The organism is Streptomyces sp. NPDC127108 (assembly GCF_042677545.1).
GTDB lineage: Bacteria > Actinomycetota > Actinomycetes > Streptomycetales > Streptomycetaceae > Streptomyces.
In genome coordinates this window covers 1-25,643 of sequence record NZ_JBHXTE010000015.1, presented here as the reverse complement: position 1 = coordinate 25,643, position 25,643 = coordinate 1, and the positions used below count along the sequence as shown (strand labels likewise).

The 25,643-nt window shown below is 73.5% G+C and carries 15 protein-coding genes and 1 riboswitch; of the genes, 8 read left to right on the top strand and 7 right to left on the bottom strand.

Annotated features, from left to right (window positions below; genetic code table 11):
* The first annotated feature begins 145 nt into the window (after positions 1-145).
* The 3 genes from ACFVHO_RS14645 to ACFVHO_RS14635 all read left to right on the top strand — a co-directional run bounded on the left by ACFVHO_RS14645 (position 146) and on the right by ACFVHO_RS14635 (position 4,006).
* The gene (locus tag ACFVHO_RS14645) at positions 146-1,435 is read left to right on the top strand and encodes a PP2C family protein-serine/threonine phosphatase (RefSeq protein ID WP_385713515.1); all 1,290 of its coding nucleotides are present in this window, start codon (positions 146-148) and stop codon (positions 1,433-1,435) included.
* Positions 1,436-1,665: 230 nt separating this feature from the next.
* Positions 1,666-1,801: riboswitch (cyclic di-AMP (ydaO/yuaA leader) on the top strand.
* Between the two features lie 11 nt (positions 1,802-1,812).
* Positions 1,813-2,919: a M23 family metallopeptidase gene (locus ACFVHO_RS14640; protein WP_385713514.1), complete on the top strand. Its 1,107-nt coding sequence runs from the start codon at positions 1,813-1,815 to the stop codon at positions 2,917-2,919.
* 142 nt (positions 2,920-3,061) lie between these two features.
* On the top strand, positions 3,062-4,006 hold the full coding sequence (locus tag ACFVHO_RS14635; protein WP_385713512.1) for an aldo/keto reductase: 945 nt from the start codon (positions 3,062-3,064) through the stop codon (positions 4,004-4,006).
* A gap of 28 nt (positions 4,007-4,034) precedes the next feature.
* Here ACFVHO_RS14635 and ACFVHO_RS14630 read toward each other — a convergent pair whose 3' ends face one another.
* From ACFVHO_RS14630 to ACFVHO_RS14615, 4 genes are all read right to left on the bottom strand, one after another.
* Positions 4,035-5,393 carry a PrsW family intramembrane metalloprotease gene (locus ACFVHO_RS14630; protein WP_385713511.1) on the bottom strand — a complete coding sequence of 453 codons (1,359 nt, stop codon included), beginning with the start codon at positions 5,391-5,393 and terminating at the stop codon, positions 4,035-4,037.
* A gap of 59 nt (positions 5,394-5,452) precedes the next feature.
* Entirely contained in the window at positions 5,453-6,340 is an 888-nt protein-coding gene (trmB, locus tag ACFVHO_RS14625) for a tRNA (guanosine(46)-N7)-methyltransferase TrmB (protein WP_385713509.1), read from the bottom strand.
* A gap of 321 nt (positions 6,341-6,661) precedes the next feature.
* A complete protein-coding gene (gene lhgO, locus ACFVHO_RS14620; protein WP_385713507.1) occupies positions 6,662-7,867 on the bottom strand; it encodes an L-2-hydroxyglutarate oxidase in 1,206 nt (401 codons plus the stop codon).
* A gap of 114 nt (positions 7,868-7,981) precedes the next feature.
* Positions 7,982-9,436: an MFS transporter gene (locus ACFVHO_RS14615; RefSeq protein ID WP_385713505.1), complete on the bottom strand. Its 1,455-nt coding sequence runs from the start codon at positions 9,434-9,436 to the stop codon at positions 7,982-7,984.
* Positions 9,437-10,262: 826 nt separating this feature from the next.
* On the opposite strand from ACFVHO_RS14615, the gene ACFVHO_RS14610 reads away from it, so the two are divergent.
* Together ACFVHO_RS14610 and ACFVHO_RS14605 are read left to right on the top strand one after the other, a co-directional pair.
* Positions 10,263-12,362: an asparagine synthase-related protein gene (locus ACFVHO_RS14610; RefSeq protein ID WP_385713504.1), complete on the top strand. Its 2,100-nt coding sequence runs from the start codon at positions 10,263-10,265 to the stop codon at positions 12,360-12,362.
* Positions 12,363-12,890: 528 nt separating this feature from the next.
* Complete coding sequence (locus tag ACFVHO_RS14605; RefSeq protein WP_385713502.1) at positions 12,891-16,274, top strand: ATP-binding protein; 3,384 nt, start codon at positions 12,891-12,893, stop codon at positions 16,272-16,274.
* Positions 16,275-16,296: 22 nt separating this feature from the next.
* On the opposite strand, the gene ACFVHO_RS14600 is transcribed toward ACFVHO_RS14605, so the two are convergent.
* Together ACFVHO_RS14600 and ACFVHO_RS14595 are read right to left on the bottom strand one after the other, a co-directional pair.
* Complete coding sequence (locus tag ACFVHO_RS14600) at positions 16,297-18,372, bottom strand: sigma-70 family RNA polymerase sigma factor (RefSeq protein WP_385713501.1); 2,076 nt, start codon at positions 18,370-18,372, stop codon at positions 16,297-16,299.
* A gap of 220 nt (positions 18,373-18,592) precedes the next feature.
* Positions 18,593-19,417 (bottom strand): TetR/AcrR family transcriptional regulator, encoded by an 825-nt coding sequence (locus tag ACFVHO_RS14595; RefSeq protein ID WP_385713499.1) that lies wholly within the window; start codon positions 19,415-19,417, stop codon positions 18,593-18,595.
* Between the two features lie 372 nt (positions 19,418-19,789).
* Between ACFVHO_RS14595 and ACFVHO_RS14590 the strand changes: the two genes are divergently transcribed.
* Together ACFVHO_RS14590 and ACFVHO_RS14585 are read left to right on the top strand one after the other, a co-directional pair.
* The gene (locus ACFVHO_RS14590; protein ID WP_385713497.1) at positions 19,790-21,148 is read left to right on the top strand and encodes an NAD(P)/FAD-dependent oxidoreductase; all 1,359 of its coding nucleotides are present in this window, start codon (positions 19,790-19,792) and stop codon (positions 21,146-21,148) included.
* Positions 21,149-21,408: 260 nt separating this feature from the next.
* The gene (locus tag ACFVHO_RS14585; protein ID WP_385713495.1) at positions 21,409-23,094 is read left to right on the top strand and encodes a SpoIIE family protein phosphatase; all 1,686 of its coding nucleotides are present in this window, start codon (positions 21,409-21,411) and stop codon (positions 23,092-23,094) included.
* Positions 23,095-23,118: 24 nt separating this feature from the next.
* On the opposite strand, the gene ACFVHO_RS14580 is transcribed toward ACFVHO_RS14585, so the two are convergent.
* A complete protein-coding gene (locus ACFVHO_RS14580; RefSeq protein WP_385713674.1) occupies positions 23,119-24,393 on the bottom strand; it encodes an MFS transporter in 1,275 nt (424 codons plus the stop codon).
* Between the two features lie 115 nt (positions 24,394-24,508).
* Here ACFVHO_RS14580 and ACFVHO_RS14575 point away from each other — a divergent pair, with 115 nt between their 5' ends.
* Positions 24,509-25,057, top strand: a complete 549-nt coding sequence (locus ACFVHO_RS14575) for a MarR family winged helix-turn-helix transcriptional regulator (protein WP_030362703.1) — start codon at positions 24,509-24,511, stop codon at positions 25,055-25,057.
* Positions 25,058-25,643 lie beyond the last annotated feature (586 nt).

The following is a 25,643-nucleotide window of genomic DNA, read 5'->3' as shown; positions in this document are numbered from 1 at the left end:
GGTTCCGCTCGGCCCCACGCCCCCGGGCGCGTCCCCGCCCCACCACGCGGCTCACCCACTCGGCCCACATCAGGTCGCCCCGGGCCCCCGCTGCGGGAAGCCTGGACGGGCCGACGCGGCGCTGATGCGGTGGAGTGGAGTGGTGGTGGTTGCTGTGCGTGGTGGGGGGCCGGACGGTGCGCAGGGTGGCCCGGGGACCGGGGGCGGGGAGTCCGGCGGCCCAGGCCGCCCCGGTCCCGGCCCAGGCCGTCCCCGTCCCGGCCCCGGCCCCGGTCCGCGCCCCCGCAAGGCACGCCGCCCCCGGCCGACCGTCGCCCCCGGCGACACCACCCGCGCCCTGCCCCGCGAGCGGGCCCTCGTCCGCGCGCTGCCCCCGCTCCTCCTCGTCGCCGGGATCTGCTTCGACATGCTCACGCCGCCCGAGTTCACCGCGTCCCCGCTGTTCGCCGCGGCACCCCTGATCACCGCCCCGTTCTTCCGGCTTCGGACCACCGTCGCGACCGCCGCCGTGTCCTGCGCCGCCATGCTCCTGCTGCGCCTGAGCCACCGCGTCGACGGCGCCGCCGACGTGCAGGTCATCACCGAGTTCCTGACGATGCTGACCGTCGGCGCGCTGGCCGTCGTCATCAACCGGGTCGTCCGCCGCGGCGACGCCCGCCTCGCCTCCGCCCGCTCCATCGCCGAGGCCACCCAGCGCGCGGTCCTGCCGCAGCCCGACCCGCGGATCGGCGGCCTGGACATCGCCGCGCGGTACGAGGCCGCGGAGGCCGACGCGTTCATCGGCGGGGACCTGTACGCCGTGCAGGACACCCCGCACGGGGTGCGGCTCGTCGTCGGTGACGTACGGGGCAAGGGGATGGGCGCGGTGGCCGCCGTCGCCGTCGTCATCGGCGCCTTCCGGGAGGCCGCCGAGCAGGAGGCCACGCTGGAGGCGGTGGCGCAGCGCCTGGAGCGTGCCCTTGCGCGGGAGGGGACGCGGCGCGACGGGCTCGACGCCTTCGAGGGGTTCACCACGGCGGTCCTCGTGGAGGTCCCGCGCGGCGACGAGGGCACCGTACGGATCATCAACCGCGGCCACCCCGAACCGCTGATGCTGCGCGCCGACGGGCGGCTGTGCGTGCTGTCGCCGTCCGAGCCCGCGCTGCCGCTCGGCATGGGCGAACTCGGCACCTGGCCGGACCGCGCGGACCAGAGCCCGTTCCCGCCGGGGGCCACGCTGCTGCTCTACACCGACGGGCTCTCCGAGGCCAGGGACGAGGACGGCGAGTTCTACGTCCCCGCCACCCGGCTCGGCGGCCGGATCTTTCCCGGCCCCGCGGGCCCCGACTCGCTCCTCGCGACCCTCGTCGACGAGGTCCGCCGGCACACCGGGGGCGGCGCCACGGACGACCTGGCGATGCTCGCCGTACGCCGTCCGGTGACGGTCGGTGACTGAAGGGCACCCCTCCGCAGCGTGATTGACGTGATGTCAGCAAGCCGTGGAGATCCAGAACGCTGCGGTGCGTCATGGTCTCCGCTCAACTCGCCCTACTCCAGCCGCTGATGTCCCTTGTGTTCGTAGCGTAAGCGTTAACGATCAGTCGGAACGGCTTGGAATACGGCACCGCCGTCTATTAACGTTCGATAACGCAGCGCGGTCGTCCCAGCCGGCACTCAAGTCGGCTCCGTGCGCACGCGCCTAATCCCGCAAGGGAGCCGGGGAACCACCACATTGGGGTGAATCGGGCACGCACCACGCCCGTAGGAGACCTTCCTGCTCCGAACCCGTCAGCTAACCCGGTAGGCGAGAAGGAAGGAAAGGAGTGCGCCCCAGTGGCGTCCAACCGGCCTGCCCCCGAAGCGCTCTACGTACCGAACGACGACTCCGAAGAAGGACCGCAAGGTCCCGCGGGATTCGGCGGGTACGCCCCCCAGGAGCCGTGGGAGGAGTGGAACCCCACCGCGGAGTCCATCCGCCCCGTGCGCGGCCGGCACCGGGTCCACAAGAAGGGCGGCGGCGGACTCGCGCGCAGCTCCACCGTCCTCGGCGTCGGCGTCATCGCGGCCGTGGGCGCGGGCGGCATCGCCACCGCGCAGGGCGGCAAGCCGCCGGTCTCCATCGCCATGCCGGACATGTCGGCCGTCACCGACCAGCTCCCGGAGGCCAAGTCCCTGCCGGGCGTGGGCTCCCTGATATCCGACGGCTCCGACGACGGCTCCGACACGACCACCGTCGCGGCCGCCGCGCCGCTCAGCTCCGCGGGCGTCACCACCGCCGACGCCGAGCGCGGCACCACCGGCGCCGGCGAGGCCCTGCGCGCCCGCATCATGCAGCAGGCCGAGAACCAGCAGCACCAGGCCGAGGACGCCCAGCGCATCGCGGCCGAGGACGCCGCCGTGAAGAAGGCCGCCGAGCAGGCCAAGGCCGAGCAGGACAAGGCGAAGGCGGCCGCGAAGGCCAAGGCCGCCGAGGAGAAGCGCAAGAAGGAAGAGGCCGCGCGCAAGAAGGCCGAGGCGGAGCGCCTCGCCAAGCTCGCCAAGAGCTTCTCGCTGCCCACCTCCTCGTACACCCTCACCTCGCACTTCGGCGACTCCGGATCCATGTGGTCCTCCGGCCAGCACACCGGCCTGGACTTCGCCGCCCCTACCGGCACGCCGCTCAAGGCCGTGCACACCGGCACCATCAAGTCGGCCGGCTGGTCGGGCTCGTACGGCTACCGCACGGTGCTCGAACTCAAGGACGGCACCGAAATCTGGTACTGCCACCAGTCCTCGATGAGCGTCAGCGTCGGCCAGAAGGTCACCACGGGCGAGGTCATCGGCCGCGTCGGCGCGACCGGCAACGTCACCGGACCGCACCTCCACATGGAGGTCCACACCAGCGGCGGCGCCAACATCGACCCGCTGGCCTGGCTGCAGGGCAAGGGCCTCAACCCGTAACACCCCACCGGCTCCGGCGGTCCTGGCGACGACCCCCCGACGCCAGGGCCGCCGGTCGGGGCCCACGGCGGCCGGAGCGGAGCCGCGGATTTCCGTGGGCCACACACGGAATTCGTTCCCCGGTGCGGATGTTGAGCCCCTTATGACCACACTCCGCCCGCTGGGCTCCTCCGACCTCGAAGTCTTCCCCCTCGCCCTCGGCGGCAACGTCTTCGGCTGGACCGCCGACGAAGCACAGTCCTTCGCCGTCCTCGACGCCTACACGGCCGCGGGCGGCAACTTCGTGGACACCGCCGACGTGTACTCGGCCTGGGCACCCGGCAACAAGGGCGGCGAGTCCGAGACCGTCCTCGGCCGCTGGCTCGCCGCGCGCGGCAACCGCTCCGACGTCGTCATCGCCAGCAAGGTCGGCGCCCACCCCGACTACAAGGGCCTCGCGGCGAACACCATCAAGTCCGGCGTCGAGGAGTCGCTGCGCCGCCTCGGCACCGACTACATCGACCTCTACTACACCCACTACGACGACCCGTCCGTGCCGGTCGAGGAGTTCGTCACCGCCCTCGACGAACTGGTGCGCTCCGGCAAGGTCCGGGCGATCGCCGCGTCCAACATCAGCGCCGAACGCCTCCAGGAGTCCCTGGACTTCTCCGACCGCGAGGGCCTGGTGCGGTACGTCGCGCTGCAGCCGCACTACAACCTGGTCTCCCGCGACACCTACGAGGGCCCGCTCCAGGAGGTCGCGTCCCGCTCGGGCCTCGCGGCCATCCCGTACTACTCGCTCGCCTCCGGCTTCCTGACCGGCAAGTACCGCCCCGGCGCCGAGGTCGACAGCGCGCGGGCGGGCAACGCGGGCGCGCACCTGGAGACCGAGCGCGGGCGGCGCGTCCTCGCCGCCCTCGACGCGATAGCCGAGGAACGCGGCGTCCAGCACGCGACGGTCGCCCTGGCCTGGCTCGCCGCCCAGCCGACGGTGGCGGCCCCGCTCGCCTCCGCCCGCACGGTCGAACAGCTCCCGGCGCTCCTCGACGTGGCCGACCTCGACCTGACCGAGGACGAGGTGGCCCGCCTCACCGCCGCGTCGGCGTGAGCGGATCCGGCGCGTGCCGGTCCGTGCGTCAGGTGCGGTAGGGGTTGTACGACGGGTAGGCGGGGCCGTACGCGGCGTCCGGTGATCCGTACGGGCTGTGCGGCGCGGCGTAGGTGCTGTGCAGCGGGCCGTACGCGGTGTACGGCAGCGGCACCACGACCGGCGCCGTCACCCGCGCCGCGTACGCGAGCGCCGGGCGCACCACCTCGCGGCGCGCCCACAGCGCGTCGAGCAGCTCCCGTTCCCGGACGGCGAAGTCCGCGCGGGCCCGGCCCCGGCCCGCCCGGTGCCGGAGCAGCGCGAGCGACGTCGCGTACGTCTCGTACGCGACGACGGTCCGCCCGCCCGGCCTGCCCAGGTGGTGCGTGGCGTAGTCGCGGGCGAGGTCCCGCGCGGACATCGAGCCGAGCGCGAACGGCTCGGCCGCGGTCAGCCAGCCCGCCGCCACATAGGCGGGCAGCTCGGCGCGCACCAGGCGCAGTTCGCGCTGGCGCAGCCAGACGGCGAGCCAGCACAGCAGCCCGAACAGGGGCAGCATGAACGTCGCGTACACGACGAAGAAGCCGTACTCGCCGAAGCTCGCCGAGCCGTTCCAGAAGGCGTGCAGGCCCATGGCGAGCAGCAGCCCGGCGATCGGCAGGGCTATCCGGCGTGCCGTGTGCCGCTCGCCGCTCAGGGCGGCGATCCCGAAGCCGATGCCGGTGAGCACGGTGAACAGCGGATGCGCGAACGGCGACATCACGACCCGGACGAAGAACGTCGCGGCCGTCACCGACGCGAGGCCGGTCTCGCCGCTGAGCTGGTCGGTGCCGAAGGCGTTGCCGAGATAGAGGATGTTCTCGGTGAAGGCGAAGCCGGTCGCGGTGACGCCCGCTATGACGAAGCCGTCGACGACACCGGTGAAGTCCGCTCTTCGGAAGAGGAAGACGAGCAGCACGGCTGCCGCCTTCGCGGTCTCCTCGACGATCGGGGCGATGACGGTCGCGCCGAGCGTGTCGGCGCTCGTCGGGTCGGCGGTCGCGGTCGCTATCCAGCGGGTCGCGAAGCTGTTCGCGACGATCGCTATCAGCGCGGCCGCGCAGGCGCCCCAGGCGAAGGCGAACAGCAGGTTCCGCCACGGCCCCGGAGCCACCCGGTCCAGCCACCGGAACGCGGCGACGAGCAGCGGCACCGGCAGCGTGGCGAGGCCGAGGCCCACCAGGAACCCCTCGGTTCCGGTCTGCTGCCGCACCAGGGCGAGGATCACCAGGCCGGACAGCGCGAGCAGCGTGACCGGCGCGGCCGCCCGGATGGCCCGCCGCTGCCACCAGCGTGGATGCCGGGACCCGGGTGCTCCGGCGGGCCCGGCGGGCGCCGGGTTCGTCGGGTACGCGGGACTGGTGGCCACGGCTTTGACAGTAACGAGGGTTGCGGCGGACCGCGATGGTGCCTCGGGGTCCGCGGGCCTCAGGAGCGGGGCGGGTCCTCAGGGGCGACCGGTTCCTTCGATTCCGCCGGGGCCGGTTCCGGCTGCTCCGGCTGCTCCGCCGGGGTCGGCTGCGGCTGCTCCGTGAGGGTGGCGGCGCGGCGGAACAGCAGGTCGTGGACGACGTGCCCCTTCCGCAGGCCCTGGCCCTCGAAGCGGGTCTGCGGGCGGAAGTCGGGCCGCGGCGCGTACCCGCCGTCCTCCTGGACGTTCTCGAAGTCCGGGTGCGCGGTCAGCACCTCCAGCATGTGCTCCGCGTACGGCTCCCAGTCCGTCGCGCAGTGCAGCAGCCCGCCCGGCTTGAGGCGGGGTGCGAGCAGGCTCAGGAATTCCGGCTGGATCAGGCGGCGCTTGTTGTGCCGGGCCTTCGGCCATGGGTCCGGGAAGTACACCCGGACGCCGTCCAGGGCCTCCGGGGCGAGCATCTCCGTCAGGAGGATCACCGCGTCGCCGTTCGCCACCCGAATGTTGGACAGCCCGTTCCGCTCCGCGAGATTGAGCAGGTTGCCCTGGCCCGGGGTGTGCACGTCCACGGCGAGGATGCGGGTGCCGGGGTCGGCGGCGGCCATCTTGGCGGTGGCCTCGCCCATGCCGAAGCCGATCTCCAGGACCACCGGGGCGGTGCCCGGCCGTCCGTCCGGCCGCTCGTCCGCCGCGAACAGTGCGTCCAGGTCCAGGACTTCCTTGCCGTCGATGTCCAGCCCCCACTGGGGCCAGAGCCTGCGCAGGGCTTCGCCCTGGGCGGTGGTGACGCGGCTGCGGCGCGGCGTGAAGCTGCGGATCCGCCGCTCGAACCTCGACCCGGTCGGGTCGGGGGCGGGTCCGTCGGGGAAGCGGGGGGTGCCCTTCGGGCGGGGGTTCTCAGACACAGTGGGGGCGATTTTACCGGGGGGTGGGGCCTCGCGGGGGCGCCCCAGTCCCGCCCCTTCCCGAACTGGGGCTCCGCCCCAGACCCCGCTCCTCAAACGCCGGAGGGGCTGAATTCCACCGGCACACTTCCAGCCCGCCCCGGCAACGTCCCAGCCCGTCCGGCGATTGAGGACGAGGCGCGGAGCGCCGATCGGCGGGGGCCCGTCCCACCCGCCCGGGACCTCCCCCCGCACCTCATCAGCCGGTCAGCGGGGTCCAGGGGGCGCAGCCCCCGGTTTCGGTGAAGGGGTGGGCCTGGGGCGCCCCCGCGAGGGCACCGCTCACAGCGCCGCAAGCACCCGCCGCGCCACCTCCCGCCCGATCGGCAACGACGCCGTCGCCGCAGGCGAGGGGGCGTTGAGGATGTGGACGGCGCGAGCCCCTTCCTGGATGAGGAAGTCGTCGACGAGGGACCCGTCCCGCAGCACGGCCTGCGCCCGCACCCCAGCCGCCGCAGGCAGCAGATCCTCGGCCCGGACAGCGGGCAGCAGCCGCCGCACGGCGTCGGTGAAGGCCCCCTTGGACAGCGACCGCCGCATCTCCCCGGCCCCGTACCGCCAGTGCTCCCGAGCCATCCGCCAGGCCCCCGGCCAGGCCAGCGTCCCGGCGAGCTCCCGGGGCCGGACGACCGACCAGCCGTACCCCTCGCGGGCGAGCGCGGGCACCGCGTTGGGCCCGACGTGCACGCCGCCGTCGACGCCGCGGGTGAGGTGGACGCCGAGGAAGGGGAAGGCGGGGTCGGGCACGGGATACACGAGGCCCCGCACGAGCCCGGGCCGCGCCAGCGTGAAGTACTCCCCGCGGAAGGGCACGATGCGCATGTCGGGTTCGTCGCCGGTGAGCCGGGCGATCCGGTCGCAGTGGAGCCCGGCGCAGTTCACGAGGACCTTGCCGCGCACGACGTCCCCGGCGGCGGTGCGCACGGCGACGCCGAGGTCGGCGCGCCGGTCGACGCGCACGACCTCCGCGCCGTAGCGCACCTCGACGCCGGAGGCGCGGGCGAGCTGGGCGGCGACGGCGCCGTAGTCGCATATCCCGGTGGTGCCGACGTGGATGGCGGCGAGGCCCTGCACACAGGGTTCGTACTCCGCGATCTGGGCGGGGCCGAGCTCGCGGACCGGGATGCCGTTTTCCCGGCCGCGCTGGACGAGGGCGTGCAGGCGGGGCAGCTCGGCGCGGTCGGTGGCGACGATGAGCTTGCCGGTGACCTCGTGCGGGATGCCGTACTCCGCGCAGAACTTGACCATCTCGGCGGCGCCCCGCACGGCGTACCGTGCCTTGAGGGAGCCGGGGCGGTAGTAGATCCCGCTGTGGATGACGCCGCTGTTGCGCCCCGTCTGGTGGCGGGCGGGGCCGCGCTCCTTCTCCAGGACGGTGACACGGGTGCCGGGCGCGGCCCGGGTCAGGGCATACGCCGCCGCGAGCCCGACGATCCCGCCCCCGACCACGAGCACGTCACAGTCGTACGCCACAGCACCTCGCCCCATCGCACCTCCCACCCCCGATACTGCCTTGCGCCACTGACATCCCCGCCAAACCTGCGATCGGGGAGAGCCGGAGCACGTCCGTGCCCGCGGCGGGCGACCTGCCGCGGGCCCCGGCTACGCGGGAGCGACCAGCAGCGGCCGCGCCCGCTCCCGCAGCTCCACCACCCGGGGCTCGTCGCCGTACGGCTCCAGGCGGTGCAGCAGGTCCTTCACGTACTCCGTGGTCCGCGCGGACGAGATCCGCCCGGCGACCTCCACGGCCCGCACCCCCTGCTCGCACGCGGCGTCGAGGTTGCCCGACTCCAGCTCGGCGACGGCCGACACCACGAGCCGTAATCCGTGCGAGCGCACGAACTCCTCGGTGGGCCGCGACAGGGCCTGCTCGGTGAAGCGGCGCACCTGGCGGGGCGCCTTGAGGTCGCGGTAGCACTCGGCCGCGTCCGCGGCGAAGCGGTCGTAGCCGTAGAAGCCGAGCCAGGAGGGGTCGTTGTCGCCGTCCCTGGCCCGCTCCAGCCAGCCCTCGGCGGCCCGCAGCGCGGCCCCGGCGGCGGGCGCGTCGTTGGCGCGCGCGTGCGCGCGCGCCTCCACGAGCCGGAAGAAGCTCATGGTGCGGGCGGTCGCGAGGCCCCTGTTGCGTTCGAGCGCGGCCTGCGCCAGGTCCACTCCCTCGTCGCCGAAGCCGCGGTACGTCGCCTGGAGGGACATGGACGCGAGGACGTATCCCCCCAGGGGCACGTCGGCCGCCGCGCGGGCGAGCCGCAGCGCCTGGATGTAGTACCGCTGGGCGGCCTCCTGCTGGCCCGTGTCGAAGGCCATCCAGCCGGCGAGCCGGGTGAGTTCGGCACTGGCTCCGAAGAGGGCGCGTCCGACCTCGTCGGAGTACGAACCGAGGAGCAGCGGCGCCGCCTCGACGCGCAGGCACTCGGGGACCATGGAGGAACGCCAGTCCCCGCCGCCGTACTTGGAGTCCCAGCGGCGCGCGTCCTCGGCCGCCTCGCGCAGCTTCAGGACGTCGCTGTGGCCGACCTTCATCGGCGGTCCGCCGTCGTCCTGGTGGGCCGCGTCGGGCGGCCCGTCGAGAGAGGCGTGCGAGGCGTCACGCGCGACGGAGCTGTCGGCCGGGGTTATCAGCCAGCGGGACGCGGGCGTGGCGTACGCGCTGACCGCGAAGGAGCCGGCCAGGGACTGCCAGATGCCGCCGCCGGTCCTGCGTCCGGCCAGGTCCAGGCGGTACAGCTCGGTGGCCGCCTTCACAGCGGCGCCCACGTCGCGCGGGAAGGCGAGGCCCACCTCGGGGGCCGGGTCCGCGTCGGCGAGGCCGATTTCGTGCAGCGGCACGGGGCGGCCGAGTTTCTGCCCGATGGCGGCGGCGATGAGGTGCGGGGCGGCGCCCTGCGGCACCATGCCCTTGGACACCCAGCGGGCCACCGAGGTCTTGTCGTAACGAAGCGTCAATCCGCGTTGCGCGCCGAGGTCGTTGACCCTGCGCGCGAGTCCCGCGTTGCTGATTCCCGCGAGGGCGAGAACGGTGCCGAGCTTCTCATTCGGCCCGCGTTGCTCCCTGGACATGGCCACCCCTCGACACAGACGGCTGCCGGGCAGTGGCTCGACCGCACGGCATTCGTGCTGTGTTCCCCCGGGGGACAGCGACTGGGTGCCCGGCCCGTCGGCGTGTCGTGCGCCGCGGCCCCGATCCCCGGCCGCAAGAGCACTTGGCCGAGCCCCCAGGAATATGCCTCCGCGAAAACATCAGCACACCCAGCGTAGTTCCACGGATCCCAAGCGTTAAGAGGCGCAGTTCCGGATGGCGAGATTGTTGTCCGTACGGGAGTGCGGAGGTGTCGCCGCGCGCTCCGGGTGTGTGGCCGTGCGCCTATGTGTGCGCTCTTCTCCGGCCATGAGGGGAGCGGTTCCATGGTCGGTGCGTGGGTCGGCCCGCTGCGCTGGAGTCAGTGGGCTGGGGGACACCGCCGCCTCCATCCCCGCGGGCGGCGGACCGGTCCGGGAGGCGCACACCGCCTCCCGGGCTGTGCGTGGGTGTCACGGCGCGGTGGGGCGTGTTCGGCCATGGCTGATTTGGCCGAAAATCGATCCCACGAAAGTGTGCTCAAGCCGTCCCACGTCCCCTTGTCGGTGCCGTTGCCGTATCAACGACCGATCGCCCAGGGCGCGTTCGCGCCGGTGTGAGCGCCGCCGCAGGCACTCTTGCGCGCCTCCTTCGTGGCAGCATGGGACCCCGGTCCCTCGGTTCCCGGGTGCGCTGGTGCCGTCCACGGCCCCCCAACCCCGGTTTCCGTACTCGGGCGGACCAGTCGCGGATCGGTTCCGGATGCGTGTCACGCGTGCCGGAGCGGTTCCTGGGCGCACTGGCCGTCCACAGCCTGTGGAGGCGGCGATGCGGTGGTTGGTGGGGTGGAGCAGTACCACCACTGGACCCCCCGTGGGCGCTGCCGCCGTCGGCACGGCGGGTGCCACCGGTGCCGACGGCGAGACACTGCACCCCGTGGGGTCCCAGCTGCTCTGGGGCGACCCGGACCCGCTGTGGGCGGTCGGCGACTGGCGCGCCGACGAGGTGCGCACGGTGAAGGCCGACGACCGGACCCGCATCGCGGTGCTCGGCACCTGCGGCGCCAGTGACGAGGAGCTGCGGGTCAGCCTGTTCGCCGCGCGCGGCGGTGCCCTGCGGCACCTGACGGCCTGGCCCGGCAGCTACACCGCCGTCGTCCAGGTCGGCCGCCGCGTGATGATCGCCGGTGACCTCGCGGGCGCGCGCCCCGTGTTCTTCACCCCGTGGGCGGGCGGCACGGCGTACGCCACGGCCGCGCTGCCGCTCGCCGACCTCATCGAGGCCAACCTGGACATCGGGCACATCGCGGCGCTGCTCGCGGCCCCCGACGTCCCGGAGGCGCTGCAGGACTCCACCCCGTACCAGGACGTGCGCCGCGTGCCCCCGGGGCATGCCCTCATCCTCCGCGCGGGCGCACGGGAGATCGCCGGCTACGAACCCGTCGCCTCGCTCGCCGTCGCGGCGCCCGCGGCCGACGAGGAGGACGCGCTCGGCGGCGTCAGGGACGCCCTCGTCGAGGCGGTACGGGCGCGGCTGCGCGCACCCCGGCACGTACCCGGCACGGACATCGACCCCGGGCCCGTGCCCGGCATGGGGCCCGCCGAGCGGCGGGCCGCGCGGGGCATGCCCGTGCCCGGCATCGGAGCCGACCTCTCCGGAGGACCCGCATCGGGAACCCTCGCTCTCCTTGCCGCCGGTCTCCCCGGGATGCCCGGCACGGTCCTCGGGCACGGCACCGGCGCCGGTGAGCGGCTCCTCGCCGTCACCTTCAACGACCTCGTGTCCGGCGGCCGCGAGGCCGAGCTGGAGCGCGCGGGCGCCATCGCCGCCAACCCCCGGCTGCACCACGTCGTCGTCGCGGCGGGCGAGGAGGCCCTGCCGTACGCCGACCTCGACGGGCCGCTCACCGACGAGCCCAGTGCCGTCATCGTCACCGCCCAGCGCCACCGCGCACGGCTCGCCGCGGGCAGCGCCGACCACTTCACCGGGTACGGCGCGCGGCAGGTCCTCGACGCCCATCCGGCGCGCCTGGCCGACCTGTTGATGGACCGCAAGCGGCGGCACCTGGTGCGGCCCGTGACGGCCCTCGCCAAGGCCGAGGGCTCCGTCATGGTCCCCGCGCGCGTGTACGGCGCCGCCCGCAAGCTCGCCCGTACGACGCACCGCGCGGGTGTGCAGTCCCTCGCCGACCGCCTGCTCCACCGCCACTTCGAGGAGCCCGGCGGGGCCGTGGGCGCCTCGCTCGCCGCCCTGGCCTGGGCCAGACCGGGGCCGGCCGCGCGCTGGCTGACCGGTGAGGCCCTCGCTGAAGTATCGGTTCGCCTCCAGGAGACAGCGATGCGGCCGGGCCCCGGGCCCGGGCAGCGGCCCGGTGAGTTCCGCGCGCGGGCCGCGCTGTTCCGGCACGCCGCCGACCTGCGCGTCCTGGAGCAGGCCGCCGAGGTCCGCTTCCAGCGGCTGCACGCGCCGTTCCTCGACAACCAGGTCGTACGCGCCTGCCGGGCGCTGCCGGAGTCCCTGCGGGTGCAGCCCGGGGCGCGCGCCGCGATCCTCCGCAGCGTCCTCGAAGGCGCCGGCGTCACCGAACTCCCGCCCGGCTGGGGCGCCCCCTCGCACGCCTCCGCGGCCGCCGCCGCCCGCACCGGCCTCCGGGCCGCCGTGCACGACCTCGTCGACCTCTTCGACACGCCTCTGCTCGCGCAGGCCGGCCTCGTCGAGGCCCGCGTCGTCCGCAAGGCCCTGCGGGCCGCCGCCGACGGCGAACACCTGCCGCTGGACGGCCTCGCCGACCTCGTCTCCACCGAGATCTGGCTCCGCCGCCTCCTCGCCCGCCGCGGCACCTGCTGGACCGGCACCCCCGCCCGCCAGCGCGCCGTCCCGACGGGCTCCGTCGTGCCGCAGCGGGGGGCACTGGGAGCGGGCCGCTAGCCGCTGCGCGGGGCTCGGGGGACGGGGGCGGCGACCCCGGGCGGGGTTCTGGACCTCGGGGCGAGGCCCTGGACCTCGGCGTGGGGCTCTGGACCCCGGGGCGGGGCTCTGGACCTCGGCGTGGGGCCGCCGACCTCGGCGTGGAGCTGGCCGACCCCGGGGCGGGCCCCACCTGCCCCACCGCTCCGCGGCGGATCTCTCCCACCCTCCCCCAAGCTCTTAAGGAGCAGGGGACCCCCATCCCGTTTACTGGAACATCAGCCTCCGGGCCGTAGTCGGGTGCCTGGCCGGGCTGTCGCTGCGGGTGGGCTGCCACAGCGGTGCCACGTACGCCCGTCCGGAGGCCGACGGCCCCCCGACGTCAGGGGAGACGCACCCCCAGCCCCACAGCACCGCGACGCCAAGCGCACCCCACCCCGGCGGCGCCACACGCCCACACTCTCCGCCGCCCCGGCGAACCCCACCCCCCAAGGCGCCCCGCCAGAATCCTGCGCGACGCAGTCGCCCCCCACCGGCCACAATGACCCAGTGCGGTACCAGATCCTGGGCGCCACGCAGGCGCACGACGACCAAGGGGCACCCCTGCCCGTCGGAGGCCCCCGCCTGCGCTCGCTGCTCGCGGCCCTGGCGTTGAGAGCCGACCGTACGATCCCGGTCGACACCCTCATCGACGACATCTGGGCGGACGCGCCACCGGCGGACGCCCCCGCGGCCCTCCAGGCCCTCGTGGGCCGGCTCCGCAGGGCCCTCGGCCGGGACACCATCGCCTCCGGCCCCGGCGGCTACCGCCTCATCACCCCGCCCGACGCGGTCGACCTGCACCGCTTCGAACGCCTGACCCGCGAGGGCACCACCGCCCTGGCCCACGACGACCCGGCGACCGCCGCCCGCCTCCTGCGCGAGGCCCTCGCCCTGTGGCACGGCCCGGCCCTCGCCGACCTCCCCGACCGCACCGCGGCCACCCGCCCGGAGGCCCGCCGCCAGGAGGCCACCCGCGCCCGGGTCGAGGCGGAACTGCTGCTCGGCCACGCCCAGGACGTCGTACCGGAGTTGCGGGAGCTGACCGCCGACCAGCCGTACGACGAGGCCCTGCGCGCCCTCCTCATCCGCGCCCTGCGCGACGCGGGCCGCGGCGCGGACGCCCTCGCCGCGTACGAGGACGCCCGCCGCACCCTCGCCGAGGGACTCGGCACGGACCCCGGCCCGGAACTGCGCGCCCTGCACGCGGAGTTGCTGGCCGAGCCGTCGAAGCCGTCGGAGTCGAGGGAGGCGCAGGGCAAGGAGCGGGCCAGCGCGTGGGACGAGGTCGCGCCCCAGCCCGTGCGTCCCTCGGACAGCGAGCGCCCCACCAGCACCACACCCCCCTCAACCCCCCGTCCCCCCGCCGAGCGTCAGGGAAATCTCCGCCCCCGGCTGACTTCCTTCGTGGGGCGGGAACCCGAACTCGGGGCCATCCGTTCGGATATGCGGAGGGCACGTCTGGTCACGCTCACGGGACCGGGCGGCTCCGGGAAGACCCGCCTCGCAGAGGAAGCCGCCGCCGGGCATCCGAGCGCGTGGCTGGCCGAGCTCGCCCCGCTCGACCGGCCGGAGGCGGTCCCCGGAGCGGTCGTCAGCGCCCTCGGCCTGCGCGAGACCGTGCTGATGACCAGTGAGCTGACGATCCCGCACGGCGACCCGCTCGCCCTGCTCGTCGAGTACTGCGCAGCGCGCAGCCTGCTCCTGATCCTTGACAACTGCGAGCATGTCATCGGCGCCGCCGCCGAGTTGGCGGAGACGCTGCTCACCCGCTGCCCGGGGCTCACCATCGTCGCGACCAGCCGCGAGCCCCTCGGCGTGCCGGGCGAGTGCGTGCGCCCGGTCGAGCCGCTCCCGCCGGACCCGGCGCACCGGCTGTTCGCCGAGCGGGCGGCGGCCGTGCGCCCCGGCTTCGACGCGGCCGGGGACGCGGAGTCGGTGACGGAGATCTGCCGCCGCCTCGACGGCCTGCCGCTGGCGATCGAGCTGGCGGCCGCCCGCCTGCGGCTGCTCACGCCCCGCCAGATCGCCGACCGTCTGGACGACCGCTTCCGCCTGCTCACGAGCGGTTCCCGCACGGTCCTGCCCCGCCAGCAGACCCTGCGGGCGGTCGTCGACTGGTCCTGGGACCTGCTCGACGCCGCCGAGCGCACGGTCCTGCGCGAGGTGTCCGTCTTCGCGGGCGGCTGGGACCTGGAGGCCGCCGAGGCGGTCTGCTCCGGATCGGCCGCGGACCTCATCGGTGCGCTCGTCGACAAGTCCCTGGTCGTCGCCGACGCGTACGACCCGGCGGGGGAGGGCGGGCGGACCGGCGGCGCGGGCCCGGGGATGCGCTATCGCCTCCTGGAGACCATCCACGAGTACGCGACGGAGCGCGCCGCCGAGACCCCCGAGGTGCGCGCCGAGGCCGAGCGGCGGCACAGCGCGTACTTCCGCGTGCTGGTCGAGAAGGCTGAGCCGCTGCTCCGCTCCGCCGAGCAACTGCCGTGGATCCACCGCCTGGAGGCCGAGCTGGACAACCTCCGCGCGGCCCTGCAGCGCTCCGTGGAGTCCCGCGACGAGGCGTTGGCCACGGCGCTGGCCCTGGGCCTCGGCTGGTTCTGGTGGCTGCGGAACTACCGCACGGAGGGCGCGGTGTGGGTCGGCCGCGTCCTCGCCCTGACGCTGCCGCCGGGCACCTTCGACGGGTCCGGGGCGAGCGCCGCGTCGCTCACCGCGGGTGCCGCCGGCCTGGACGCGGACCTCGCGGACGAGGACGCCCCGGTGTTCTGGCCCCGTATGCGCCTGCGCATGCTGCATCTGTTCCTGACGGTGGAGGCCAGGCCTTCGGAGGTGCTCGACGGTGACCTGGAGCCGGACTACATCCTGCGGGTGCGGAACGTGTTCACCCGTCCGGTGCCCGAGAGCGGCCGGTTTCCCGGCCTGGTGTGGCCGTTCACGCTCTACTTCGAGGACTCCCTGAGCCGGGAGGCGGACGTCCTGGGGTACTTGGACCTGGCGGTCGCCAACTGCCGCCGGTTCGGCGGCGACTGGGAGGTCGCGATCACGCTGATGTTCCGGGTGCACACCAGCGTCGACCGACAGGGCAACCTGAGCGGTGTCGACGACGACCTGGTGGAGCTGCGGGGGCTGAGCAGACGGGTGGGCGACCGGTGGCTGCGCGCGCAGGTGTGCAGCGCGGCGGGGGAGGCGGCGATGGCCCGCAGCCGGTACGAGGCCGCTCGGCAGGAGTACGACGAGGCGCTGCGGCTCGCCTACGAGGTCGGCGCGCACGCGGAGGCGCCCTTCCTGATCGCCCGCCTGGCGGAGATCGCCTACCGCTCGGGCGACCGCGACCTGGCCGTGAAGGGCCTGGACGAGGCCAACGCCGCGGGCGATCAGTACGGCGTCATGGACTCCCGTGCCTTCGTCCGCCTCATGAGCGCCGAGATGGCGCTGCACGACGGCGACGTGGCGCGGGCTCGCACCCTGTGGGTGGAGTCCCGTGAGGCGTCCGAGCGCGGCACGCTGCCGCCCCAGTTCGCCGCGGGCCTCGGCGGTGTGGACGCCCGGATCACGGCGGCCGAGTCCGGCCCGGACGCCGGTCTGGCCGTCCTCACCGAGGTGCTGCCGGAGGCCATGCGCACGCGGTGCTCGGAGATGGTCATCGCGGGCCTGATCGACGCCGCCGCCCTGCTGAAGTCACAGGCCGGCGACCACTCCCGCGCGGCCCGCCTGCTGGCCTTCGCCACCCACTGGCGCGGCGGTCACGAACGCCCCATGCCGGATCGGGTCGAGGCCGAGCACACGGCCGGAGCGGCCCGCGCGGCACTCGGCGCCGAGGCGTACGAGCGTCAGAGCACCGCGGGCGGCGAGATGACGATGGCCGAGGCCCTGGAGGACCTGAGCCCTTGAAGGCCTGAGTCGCCCCGGTGGCTCAGATGCACGACAGCCGCGACTGCGCCCAGTCCGCCAGGGCCGTCGAGGAGAACGGCGTGTGGGGCTCGACGACCAGGCGGATCGTCTTGCGGCCGGTCAGGCCGACGCGTACGGGTACCGCCGCGTCGCCGCCCTTGATCAGCGGGGAGCGCCACAGCGGCACCCCGTCGCCGTACACGGAGAAGCGCACCTTGCCGAGGCCCATCGTCATGTCGTCCACGCCGACGAGTGCCTCGTAGGAGGAGCACTTGCGGTTGAGGTCGATGGTGACCGAGGAGCGGCCGTGGACGGTGACGCCGTGGCCGTAGCGCTTGTCGGCGACGGACATGCCCCAGCGCTGCCACACCCAGCTGCTCTCGCCGAGCCGCATCTCGGGCTTGGTGCCGTCGCCGCCCAGGCCGTACTCCAGCTGGTTCCACTGGAAGACCCGAGGCGCGGGCGGCGGTGGGGGCGGTGGCTTCGGGGTCGGCTTGGGAGGTGTCGGCCTCGGCTTGGGCGGCGGGGGCGGCTTGGGCTTGGGCTTCTCCGGAGGCGGCTTCGGCTTCGGGGTCGGCTTCGGCGTCGGCTTGGGGGTGGGTTTCGGCGTCGGCTTCGGTGGTGGGGGCGGCTTGGGCTTCGGAGCGGGCGGCTCCGGCTTGGGCTCGGGTCTGGGGGGCGGCGGATCGTCCGGCAGGACGGGCGCGGATACCGGTGCCTTCGCCTTCGGCGGGTCCTCCTTGGGCTTGGGGTCACCGGCGAGCGCGATCGCCACGGCGACCCCGGCCGCGACGACGACACCCGCCGCGATCCCGGCCTTGGCGGGCGCGCCGAGCCCCTCGGACGCGGCCGCGCCCCCGGCCCCGGCCGAACCGGCACCACCCGCCGCGGCCCCGGCGGCCCCCGCCGCACCCGCGCCCGCGACGCCGCCGCCGACGAGGGCGGCCACCTTCCCGTACCCGGCGGCACCGAACCAACCGATGACGGCGATCGGCACGACGGCGGGGATGCTGCTCGCGACTTCCTTGATCTGACCGGCGGCGACCCGGCAGTCGGCGCACTCCTCCAGGTGCTTGCGCAGTCCGCGCTCGGCACGGGTGCGCAGTCCGCCGCGGGCGTAGGCGCCGAGCCGGTCGGCGTAGCGCGCGCACTCCTCGCTCTCGGTGCGCGTGGCGCTCACATGGGCCTGGAGGTAGGCCTGCTTGAGGCCTTCGCGGGCACGGCTCGCGAGCACGCGGGTGCCGTTGGCGTCCAGGCCGAAGAGCGTGGCGACGTCGCTCGGGGACTCGTCCTCGACCTCCGTATGCCACAGCACGGCCTGCCAGCGCTCGGGCAGGCTGCGGAACGCCTGCATGGCCAGGGACTGCTCGGCCTCGTGCATGGCGCGCACGTCCGCGCCGAGGTCCGTACCCGTTCCGAAGGAGCCCATGGCCGCGGTGTCGTCGGACACCTCGGAGCCCCGGGCGGCCTGCGCGGCGAAGACCGCGAAGTCGTCGACCAGTTGCTCCCGCTTCGCGGACTTCGTCCACCCGGCCGCGACGCGCCGCACCGTGGTCAGCAGATAGGCGCGCACCGCGTGCTCGGGCCCGGAGCCGGAGCGCACGGCTCCCAGCATCCGCGCGAACACCTCGGCGGTGAGGTCGTCGGCGGTGTGGGCGTCGCGGCAGCAGGTGCGGGCGTAGCGGCGTACCGATTCGGCATGCCTGCGGTACAGCTCCGCGTACGCGGAGTCGTCGCCCGCGCGCATGCGCTCGATGAGGTCGGCGTCGGAGGGCGGGACGTCGGGGCCGATGCGGGCACCGGGCACCACGGCCTCCGTGCCCCCGGCGGAACCGCCCGCAGGGCCACCGGCCGGACCGGCTCCCGGAGCCGTCTCCGACCCGCGCTCACGCTGCGTCGGCACACTGGGATCGGGCCCGGCCGCCCCGGACCCGCCGGAGCCACCGCCCGCCGATCCGCCCGCCGGACCACCCGCGGCGCCGGAGCCCGCGGCCCCGCCACTGCTACCGGGACCGCCTTGGTTCGGCACCTGCCGGGGAGGAAGCCCGCTCGACTCACCCCCACCGGGGGTGGGCTCGTCCCGCCCGTCAACACTCATCGCGGAAAGCCTCCGCATGCACACTCGGACCCGAACACCGGGCAAGAGTGCCACACGGTCGCGCTCCATCGAATAGCGAGGACGAGCAACCACCCGTCCGGGGCGGGTTCCCGTAATGGAGCACTAGCGTTCACTCATTCGGGGAATGCTCAACTCCCGTGGAAAGAACGGGAGTTGAGCATTCAGGGCTTGCCAGGGCCCGAATGTCCCACGTGAACGGCTATGCGGGCCGGGACCGGAGCCCCTCGAGCAGGATGTCGAGCAGCCGCGACGAGGCCGCCGCCTGCTGCGCGGCGTCCGGCAGCGAGGGCGCCGCCGTGGCTATCACGAGCAGCACGTCCGACACCGTCACGTCCGCGCGCAGCTCACCGGCCGCCCGCGCCCGCTCCACGAGCCGGCCGACGACCTCGAGCAGCGCCGCCGCTCCGGCGTCGTCACTCTCCGCCGCCGGAGCCGGCCGCTGCTCCACGAGCCGCAGCTCGGGCCCGGACAGCGAGGTCACCTGCCGCTGCTGCGGCACCCGGGCCTCCGCCGAGCCGACCGTCCCGGCGATGCCCGCCGCTCCCGTCGCACCCGCGATGCCCTCGGCGCCATCAGTGCCGTCGGCACCCTCGGAGTTCTGCACCCGCAGCACCTGCGGCGGCAGCAGCCGCCCCGCGCCCGACGCCACCGACGTCCGCAGGAAGCGCGAGAGCGCCGACCACGGCTCGTCCTCCTGGCCGAGCGCCGCCCGGGCCTGTTCCGTCAGCCGGGAGGTCTCCTCCTCGGCTATCCGTCGCACCAGTACGTCCTTGCTGGGGAAGCGGCGGTAGACCGTTCCCACACCGACGCGGGCGCGGCGAGCCACGTCCTCCATCGGTGCGCCGTACCCCAGCTCTCCGAATACCTCACGCGCCGCGCGCAGCACGTGTTCGAGATTCCGCTGCGCGTCCACGCGCAGCGGTGTCGAACGCGCTCCGTCTGCCAGGTCGCGGCCGTTTCCGCCCGTGGCGACGGCAGCTGCCGACGCGGTCGCGGAAGTCCAGTGAGAGTCCTGAATGTGCATATACGTTCCCCCGGTAATGACGTCTCCCCCCGGAGACACTCCCCGCCATCGATGACCGGCGTGCGGGTGAAGCTCCTCCACGAGTCCGGCAAACCGGACCCGACGAGCGCATCCCCCGACACCCCGACGTCACACGAACATAGTTGAGCCAGAGTCAATTCAGAAGGGGTGGGTTCCGCACAAGGAGCCCCCCGATCGGAGTACGCACCGTTTCCCACCCGATTGCCCCCCACGCCACCACCCTGCCAGCCCTCTCTGACCTGCGCACATTCCATCAGCCCCGACGGCTGGGCGGCGCGGCGCCGACAGCGACTTCCTGTCATACAAATTGTCGAGCCTGTGGACAAACACGAAGTGCGGGTGCGTCATGGGATGGTGACGGAACCTGTGCGCATTCTCGTTGTCGGTGGTGGCTACGTCGGGATGTACACCGCGCTGCACCTCCAGCGGAAACTGAAGCCGGAGCTCAAGCAGGGCGCGGTGGAGATCGTCGTGATCTCGCCAGATCCTTATATGACGTATCAGCCGTTCCTGCCCGAGGCGGCGGCCGGTTCGATCTCACCGCGCCATGTCGTCGTACCGCTGCGCCGGGTTCTCGACAAATGCCGGGTGATCGTCGGCGAGGTGCGGTCCGTCGACCACGCCAAGCGCACCGCGTCGTTCACCACGCTCGCCACCGTCGAGGAGGGCGCGGGCCCGCTCGACATCACGTACGACGAACTGGTCCTCGCGCCCGGCTCGATCTCCCGCACCCTGCCGGTCCCCGGCCTCGCCGACTACGGCATCGGCTTCAAGACCGTCGAGGAGGCCATCGGGCTGCGCAACCACGTCATCGAGCAGATGGACATCGCCTCCTCCACCCGCGACCCGGCCGTCCGCGACGCCGCCCTGACCTTCGTCTTCGTGGGCGGCGGGTACGCGGGCGTGGAGGCGCTCGGCGAACTGGAGGACATGGCCCGCTACGCCGCGCGGTACTACCACAACGTCAAGGCCGAGGACATGAAGTGGATCCTCGTCGAGGCGTCCGGGCGGATCCTGCCCGAGGTCGGCGCGGAGATGGGCAAGTACGCGGTCAGCCAGCTGCGCAAACGCAACATCGACGTACGCCTGGAGACCCGCCTGGAGTCCTGCGAGGACCGCGTCGCCGTGCTCGACGACGGCGCCCGCTTCCCCACCCGCACCGTCGTGTGGACCGCGGGCGTCAAACCGCACCCCCTGCTCGCCGCCACCGACCTGCCCTTGAACGAACGCGGCCGCCTGAAGTGCACCGCCGAGCTGGCCGTAGACGGCGCGCCGCACGCGTGGGGCGCGGGCGACGCCGCCGCCGTCCCCGACGTCACCGCCGACGAGCCCGGCAAGGAATGCGCCCCCAACGCTCAGCACGCCGTGCGCCAGGCCAAGGTCCTCGGCGACAACATCGCCGCGAGCGTGCGCCACAAGCCCCTCCAGGAGTACGCGCACAAGTACGTCGGCTCGGTGGCGTCCCTGGGACTGCACAAAGGTGTCGCACACGTCTACGGACGCAAGCTGAAGGGCTACCCTGCCTGGTTCATGCACCGCGTCTACCACCTCAGCCGGGTGCCCACCCTCAACCGCAAGTCCCGCGTGCTCGCCGAATGGATCCTGTCCGGCTTGTTCAAACGCGAGATCGTCTCCCTGGGGTCGCTCGAACACCCGCGTGCCGAGTTCGAACTCGCGGCCGGGGGCGAGCGCCCGAAGGAGTCCCGATGACCCCTGAGACCTCCGAGACCTCCGACAGGAACTGCCCGGGCGGGTCCGGCGTCTGACGGATGTCAGTCCCGTCGGCCAGACTGGACGTGTGACCATGATGGGCGGGCACGCCCAAGACGGGCACGCCCAAGAGAAAACGTCCGCTCCACGCCATGCTGTGTCTTCCCGGGAGGCGGCGCCCACAGCCGCCGCGCCACCGGCCGGACCCCCGGCCGCACACCCCCGCCCGATCCAGAAGCGACACCACGAGGCCTACCGCAGTGAACTTCACGCGCTGGAGCGCCCGGCTCCCCGGAACACAGCGCCGCGCCGCGGCGCGCACCAAAGCCGGCGGTTCCCCGGCACAGCTGGGCGAGAGCTCCGTCCCCGCGGCCCGGGTCGAGGCGGCTCGCGCCGAGCGCCTCGCGGACACGCGGAGCCTCGAGGACACGCCCGCCGGGGTCGACGAACTCCCGGCCCGTGAGGTCCTCGACCGCATCCCCGCCCTCGTCGCGCTCGTGCACGGCGCCGACCACCGCATCGCGTACGTCAACGACGCCTACACCACGGCGTTCGGCGACCGCCCCGTGGGCGCGCCCGCGCGCGAGGCGCTGCCCGAGCTGGACGCGGTCGGCCTGCTGCCGCTCCTCGACCAGGTCCTGCGCAGCGCCAAGCCGCGCACGGTCAAGTCCCGCAAGGCGCCCGGCGGCCGTTCCTACACCTTCACGTGCACGCCCGTGCCGCTGTCCCTCGGCGGGCCCGCGGGCGACGGCGAGGGCGGTGTGCTCGTCTTCGCCGCCGACGTCACCGACCACGCCGAGGCCGCCGAACGCCTGCGCGCCAGCGAGCGCACCCAGCGCGAGACGGCCGTGACGCTGCAACGCTCACTGCTGCCCCAGGAGTTGGAGCAGCCCGACGACCTGCGCATCGCCGCCACGTACCAACCGGGCGGAACGGACGCTGCGGTCGGCGGCGACTGGTACGACGTGATCACCCTCGGCGGCGGCCGCACCGCCCTGGTCATCGGCGACGTCATGGGCCGCGGGGTGCGCGCGGCGGCCGTCATGGGCCAGCTGCGCACGGCCGTGCGCGCGTACGCCCGCCTCGACCTGCCGCCGCACGAGGTCCTCCAGCTCCTGGACGGCCTCGCCTCGGAGATCGACGCCAGCCAGATCGCGACCTGTGTGTACGCGGTCCACGACCCGAACGAGGGCAGCCTCGCGTACGCCTCCGCGGGCCACCTGCCGATCCTCGTACGCGACGAGAACGGCACGATCCACCGCGCCGACGAGCCCACGGGCCCGCCGCTGGGCACCGGCGGCTGGCTGCACGCCTCCGGCTCTCTGCCGCTCGGCCCCGGCTCCACCGCCGTGCTCTACACGGACGGCCTGGTCGAGCGCCGCAGCGAGGACATCGACGAGGGCGTGGCCGCTCTGGAGCGGGCCCTGGCCGGGGCCACCGGTACGCCCCAGGTGGTGTGCGACCGCCTGATCCGTGCCCTGGGCGTGACCGCCGACCACGACGACGACGTGGCGGTCCTCGTCCTGCAGCAGCCCGCCCGCACGGGCGTGCACGCGGACCTGTTCCGCAACGCCGCGCTCGAACTCCTCGGCGGAGTGGAGGCCGCGCCCCGCGCGCGGGCCTTCGCCACCGGCGTCCTCGCCAGCTGGCGCTTCCCGCCCGAACTGCACGACCTGGGTGTCCTCGCGGCCAGCGAACTCGTCGCGAACTCCCTGCAGCACGGCACCCCACCAATGCGGCTGCGCCTGCGCCGCACCGACCGCCGCCTGATCATCGAGGTCACCGACGGCGACGACCACCTGCCGCGCCGCCGCCGAGCCGAGCCCGCCGACGAGGCGGGCCGGGGCATCGCCATCGTCGCCACGATCGCCTCGAACTGGGGCTCACGGCGCACGCCCGGGGGCGGCAAGGCGGTCTGGTGCGAGTTCGCGCTCCCGCGCGCGTAGCCGGCGATTCCGCGGACCCCACTCCTAGGAGTGGGCGCTCACGGTCTCCGGGGCGTCCGGCGCTCCCTGCGCCACCACGCGGCTCTTCTGCAGGTGCGGGTGGTTCTGCGCCGGGCTGAGGTGTCGGCCGAGGCGCAGCCCGAGCACCGTGATGCCGAGCGAGAAGAGCAGGAACGTCACGATGTACGGAGCGTGCAGCGTGGCGCCCATCGGCCCGCCCACGGCCGGACCGACCGCGAGCGCGAGCTGCTTGACCAGCGCGAAGGCGGAGTTGTACCGCCCGACCATGGACTCCGGCGCGAGGTCGGCGACCAGCGGTGCGACGGTCGGCGCGAGCATCGTCTCGCCGAGTCCGAAGAGCGCGTACGTCGAGATGAACGCGGCGGTCGCCATGGCCTGGCTGCCGTGCCCGAGCCCCGCGTATCCGGCGGCTATCCAGGCCACGGCCCAGATGAGGCCGACGGCGGCGATCACCTGCGAGCGCTTGCGGCGCTCGACGAACCGCAGGACGGCGAACTGCGCGATCACGATGGCGCCGGTGTTGGCGGCCAGGGCGATGCCGAGCGTGGACGGGGATATCCCGGCGGCCTCGACGCCGTACGCCGAGAGGCCCGACTCGAACTGGCCGTAGCAGGCGAAGAACAGCACGAAGCCGAGGACGCACAGCTGCAGCATCACGCGGTTGCGGAATACGTCCCTGATGCTGCCGCCGGCCTGGGGCGTGGCGTCCGCGATGCGCGCCGAGCGAGGTATCCGAGCCGTCAGCATGACGCCGATGAGCACCAGGAAGATCACGGTCTCGATGGCGAACAGAAGGGTGAAGTCACCCGGCCGCTCGTGCTTCACGATCTGGCCGCCGATGAGGCCGCCGATGCCGAGGCCCAGGTTCTGCAGGAAGAACTGCATGGCGAAGGCACGCGTGCGGGTCGCGGGCGTGGAGCACTCCACGATCATCGTGGCGAGCGCCGGCTGCATCACGGCCTGACCCGCGCCGAGCGCGCCGGCCGAGAGCAGCACGAACGGGGCGCTGGTGGACAGACCCAGGCTGAGCGCGCCGACAGCGGCGGTGGACAGTGCGGCGATGAGCACGGGCAGTGGTCCGCGCCGGTCGATCGCCCGGCCCGAGAAGGGCAGGACGATCAGCGCGGCCACGGCGAACGCGGCGAGCACGAGGCCCGCGGTCACCGCGCCGAGATCCCGGACCTGCGCCACGTACACGTACAAGAAGGGGACGGTAAAACCCAGACCGAACGCACTCAGCGCGTTGCCCACGTGGATCCGGCCCATCGCAGCGCCCATCGCCTTGTTCACTTTCACCTGCCTTAGGACTGAAGACTTCGAAGCTAAAGTTAGGATCTAAACAATACACACCGAAGGACTTCGACGGCAAGCGGCCCCGTGCCATACTGCGGCCATGGGCGATACCCCCGGCCCCACAGAGCCGACACTCGAAGAGCAGATCGCCGCCTACCAGCGGGAGTTCCAGGGCCTCGACCCCCAGGTCGAGAAGATCGTCTCGGCCCTCGGCCGCCTCAACCGCCGCATGAACGTCGCCTACGGCCGCCAGACCGCGACCCTCGGCATCAGCAACGCCGAGTGGGAGGTCCTCAAGGCCCTGGTCCTGTCCGGCGCCCCGTATCAAATGGGCCCCGGCGACCTGGCCAAGCGCCTCGGCCTCACACCCGCCGCGATGACCCACCGGATCGACCGCATGGTCAGCGAAGGCCTCGTCACGCGCGAGCGCGACGAGAACAACCGGGTACGCGTCATCGTCGAGCTGACCGCGGAGGGCAGGGAGAAGTGGCTGGAGGCGATGCGCCTCGCCACGGTCTTCGAGGACGACCTCCTCCAGGACCTCACCCCCGTGGAACGCGGCGTACTCGGCGAGGTCCTCACCCGACTCCTCCGCCGGGTCGAGCACGCCCAGCCGGACGCGGGCGGCCGCCTCACCGACCTCGACTGACCCTCGGCTCCCTCTCTATAGAGGGGTGCTGAGCCTCCGACCGGCGCGGGTTGACAGTCGTCTGCCCGATCCGTAAGGTTCTTCGGGTTGCCGCCGAGCCGTAACGGTTCTGCGACAGCAACTCCCGCCGCTCACGCGGCCACTCAAACCACCTGCACGATCTCCCTCCGGGGATGATTTCGGCACGCCCGAATTCATTTCCCTGATCTTGTCGCGACCGGAAACGGCCCGATTAGGAACTGCCGGGAGAATCCGCTAAAGTTTGAGACGTCGGAACGGCCCAACAGCCGCGAGGACAACCCCGGTTGACTGGGAATCAGGCCCGAAAGGATCTGATAGAGTCAACATCGCCGGAAGGCCGAAAGGCCGGAAAGCACCGAGGAAATCGGGTCGGAACGGGAAGCCGGAAAGATCTGATAGAGTCGGAAACGCAAGAACAAAAGAAACACCGAAGGGAAGCGCCCGGAGGAAAGCCCGCGAGGGTGAGTACAAAGGAAGCGTCCGTTCCTTGAGAACTCAACAGCGTGCCAAAAGTCAACGCCAGATATGTTGATACCCCGTCTACTGGACATCATGTCCGGTGGCG

Coding starts and splice junctions, on each gene's coding strand:
- ACFVHO_RS14615 (WP_385713505.1), bottom strand. CDS start 9,436: ATGTCCAGGGAGCAACGCGGGCCGAATGAGAAGCTCGGCACCGTTCTC.
- ACFVHO_RS14610 (WP_385713504.1), top strand. CDS start 10,263: ATGCGGTGGTTGGTGGGGTGGAGCAGTACCACCACTGGACCCCCCGTG.
- lhgO (WP_385713507.1), bottom strand. CDS start 7,867: ATGGGGCGAGGTGCTGTGGCGTACGACTGTGACGTGCTCGTGGTCGGG.
- ACFVHO_RS14575 (WP_030362703.1), top strand. CDS start 24,509: ATGGGCGATACCCCCGGCCCCACAGAGCCGACACTCGAAGAGCAGATC.
- ACFVHO_RS14595 (WP_385713499.1), bottom strand. CDS start 19,417: ATGCACATTCAGGACTCTCACTGGACTTCCGCGACCGCGTCGGCAGCT.
- ACFVHO_RS14600 (WP_385713501.1), bottom strand. CDS start 18,372: ATGAGTGTTGACGGGCGGGACGAGCCCACCCCCGGTGGGGGTGAGTCG.
- ACFVHO_RS14580 (WP_385713674.1), bottom strand. CDS start 24,393: ATGGGCGCTGCGATGGGCCGGATCCACGTGGGCAACGCGCTGAGTGCG.
- ACFVHO_RS14635 (WP_385713512.1), top strand. CDS start 3,062: ATGACCACACTCCGCCCGCTGGGCTCCTCCGACCTCGAAGTCTTCCCC.
- ACFVHO_RS14590 (WP_385713497.1), top strand. CDS start 19,790: ATGGTGACGGAACCTGTGCGCATTCTCGTTGTCGGTGGTGGCTACGTC.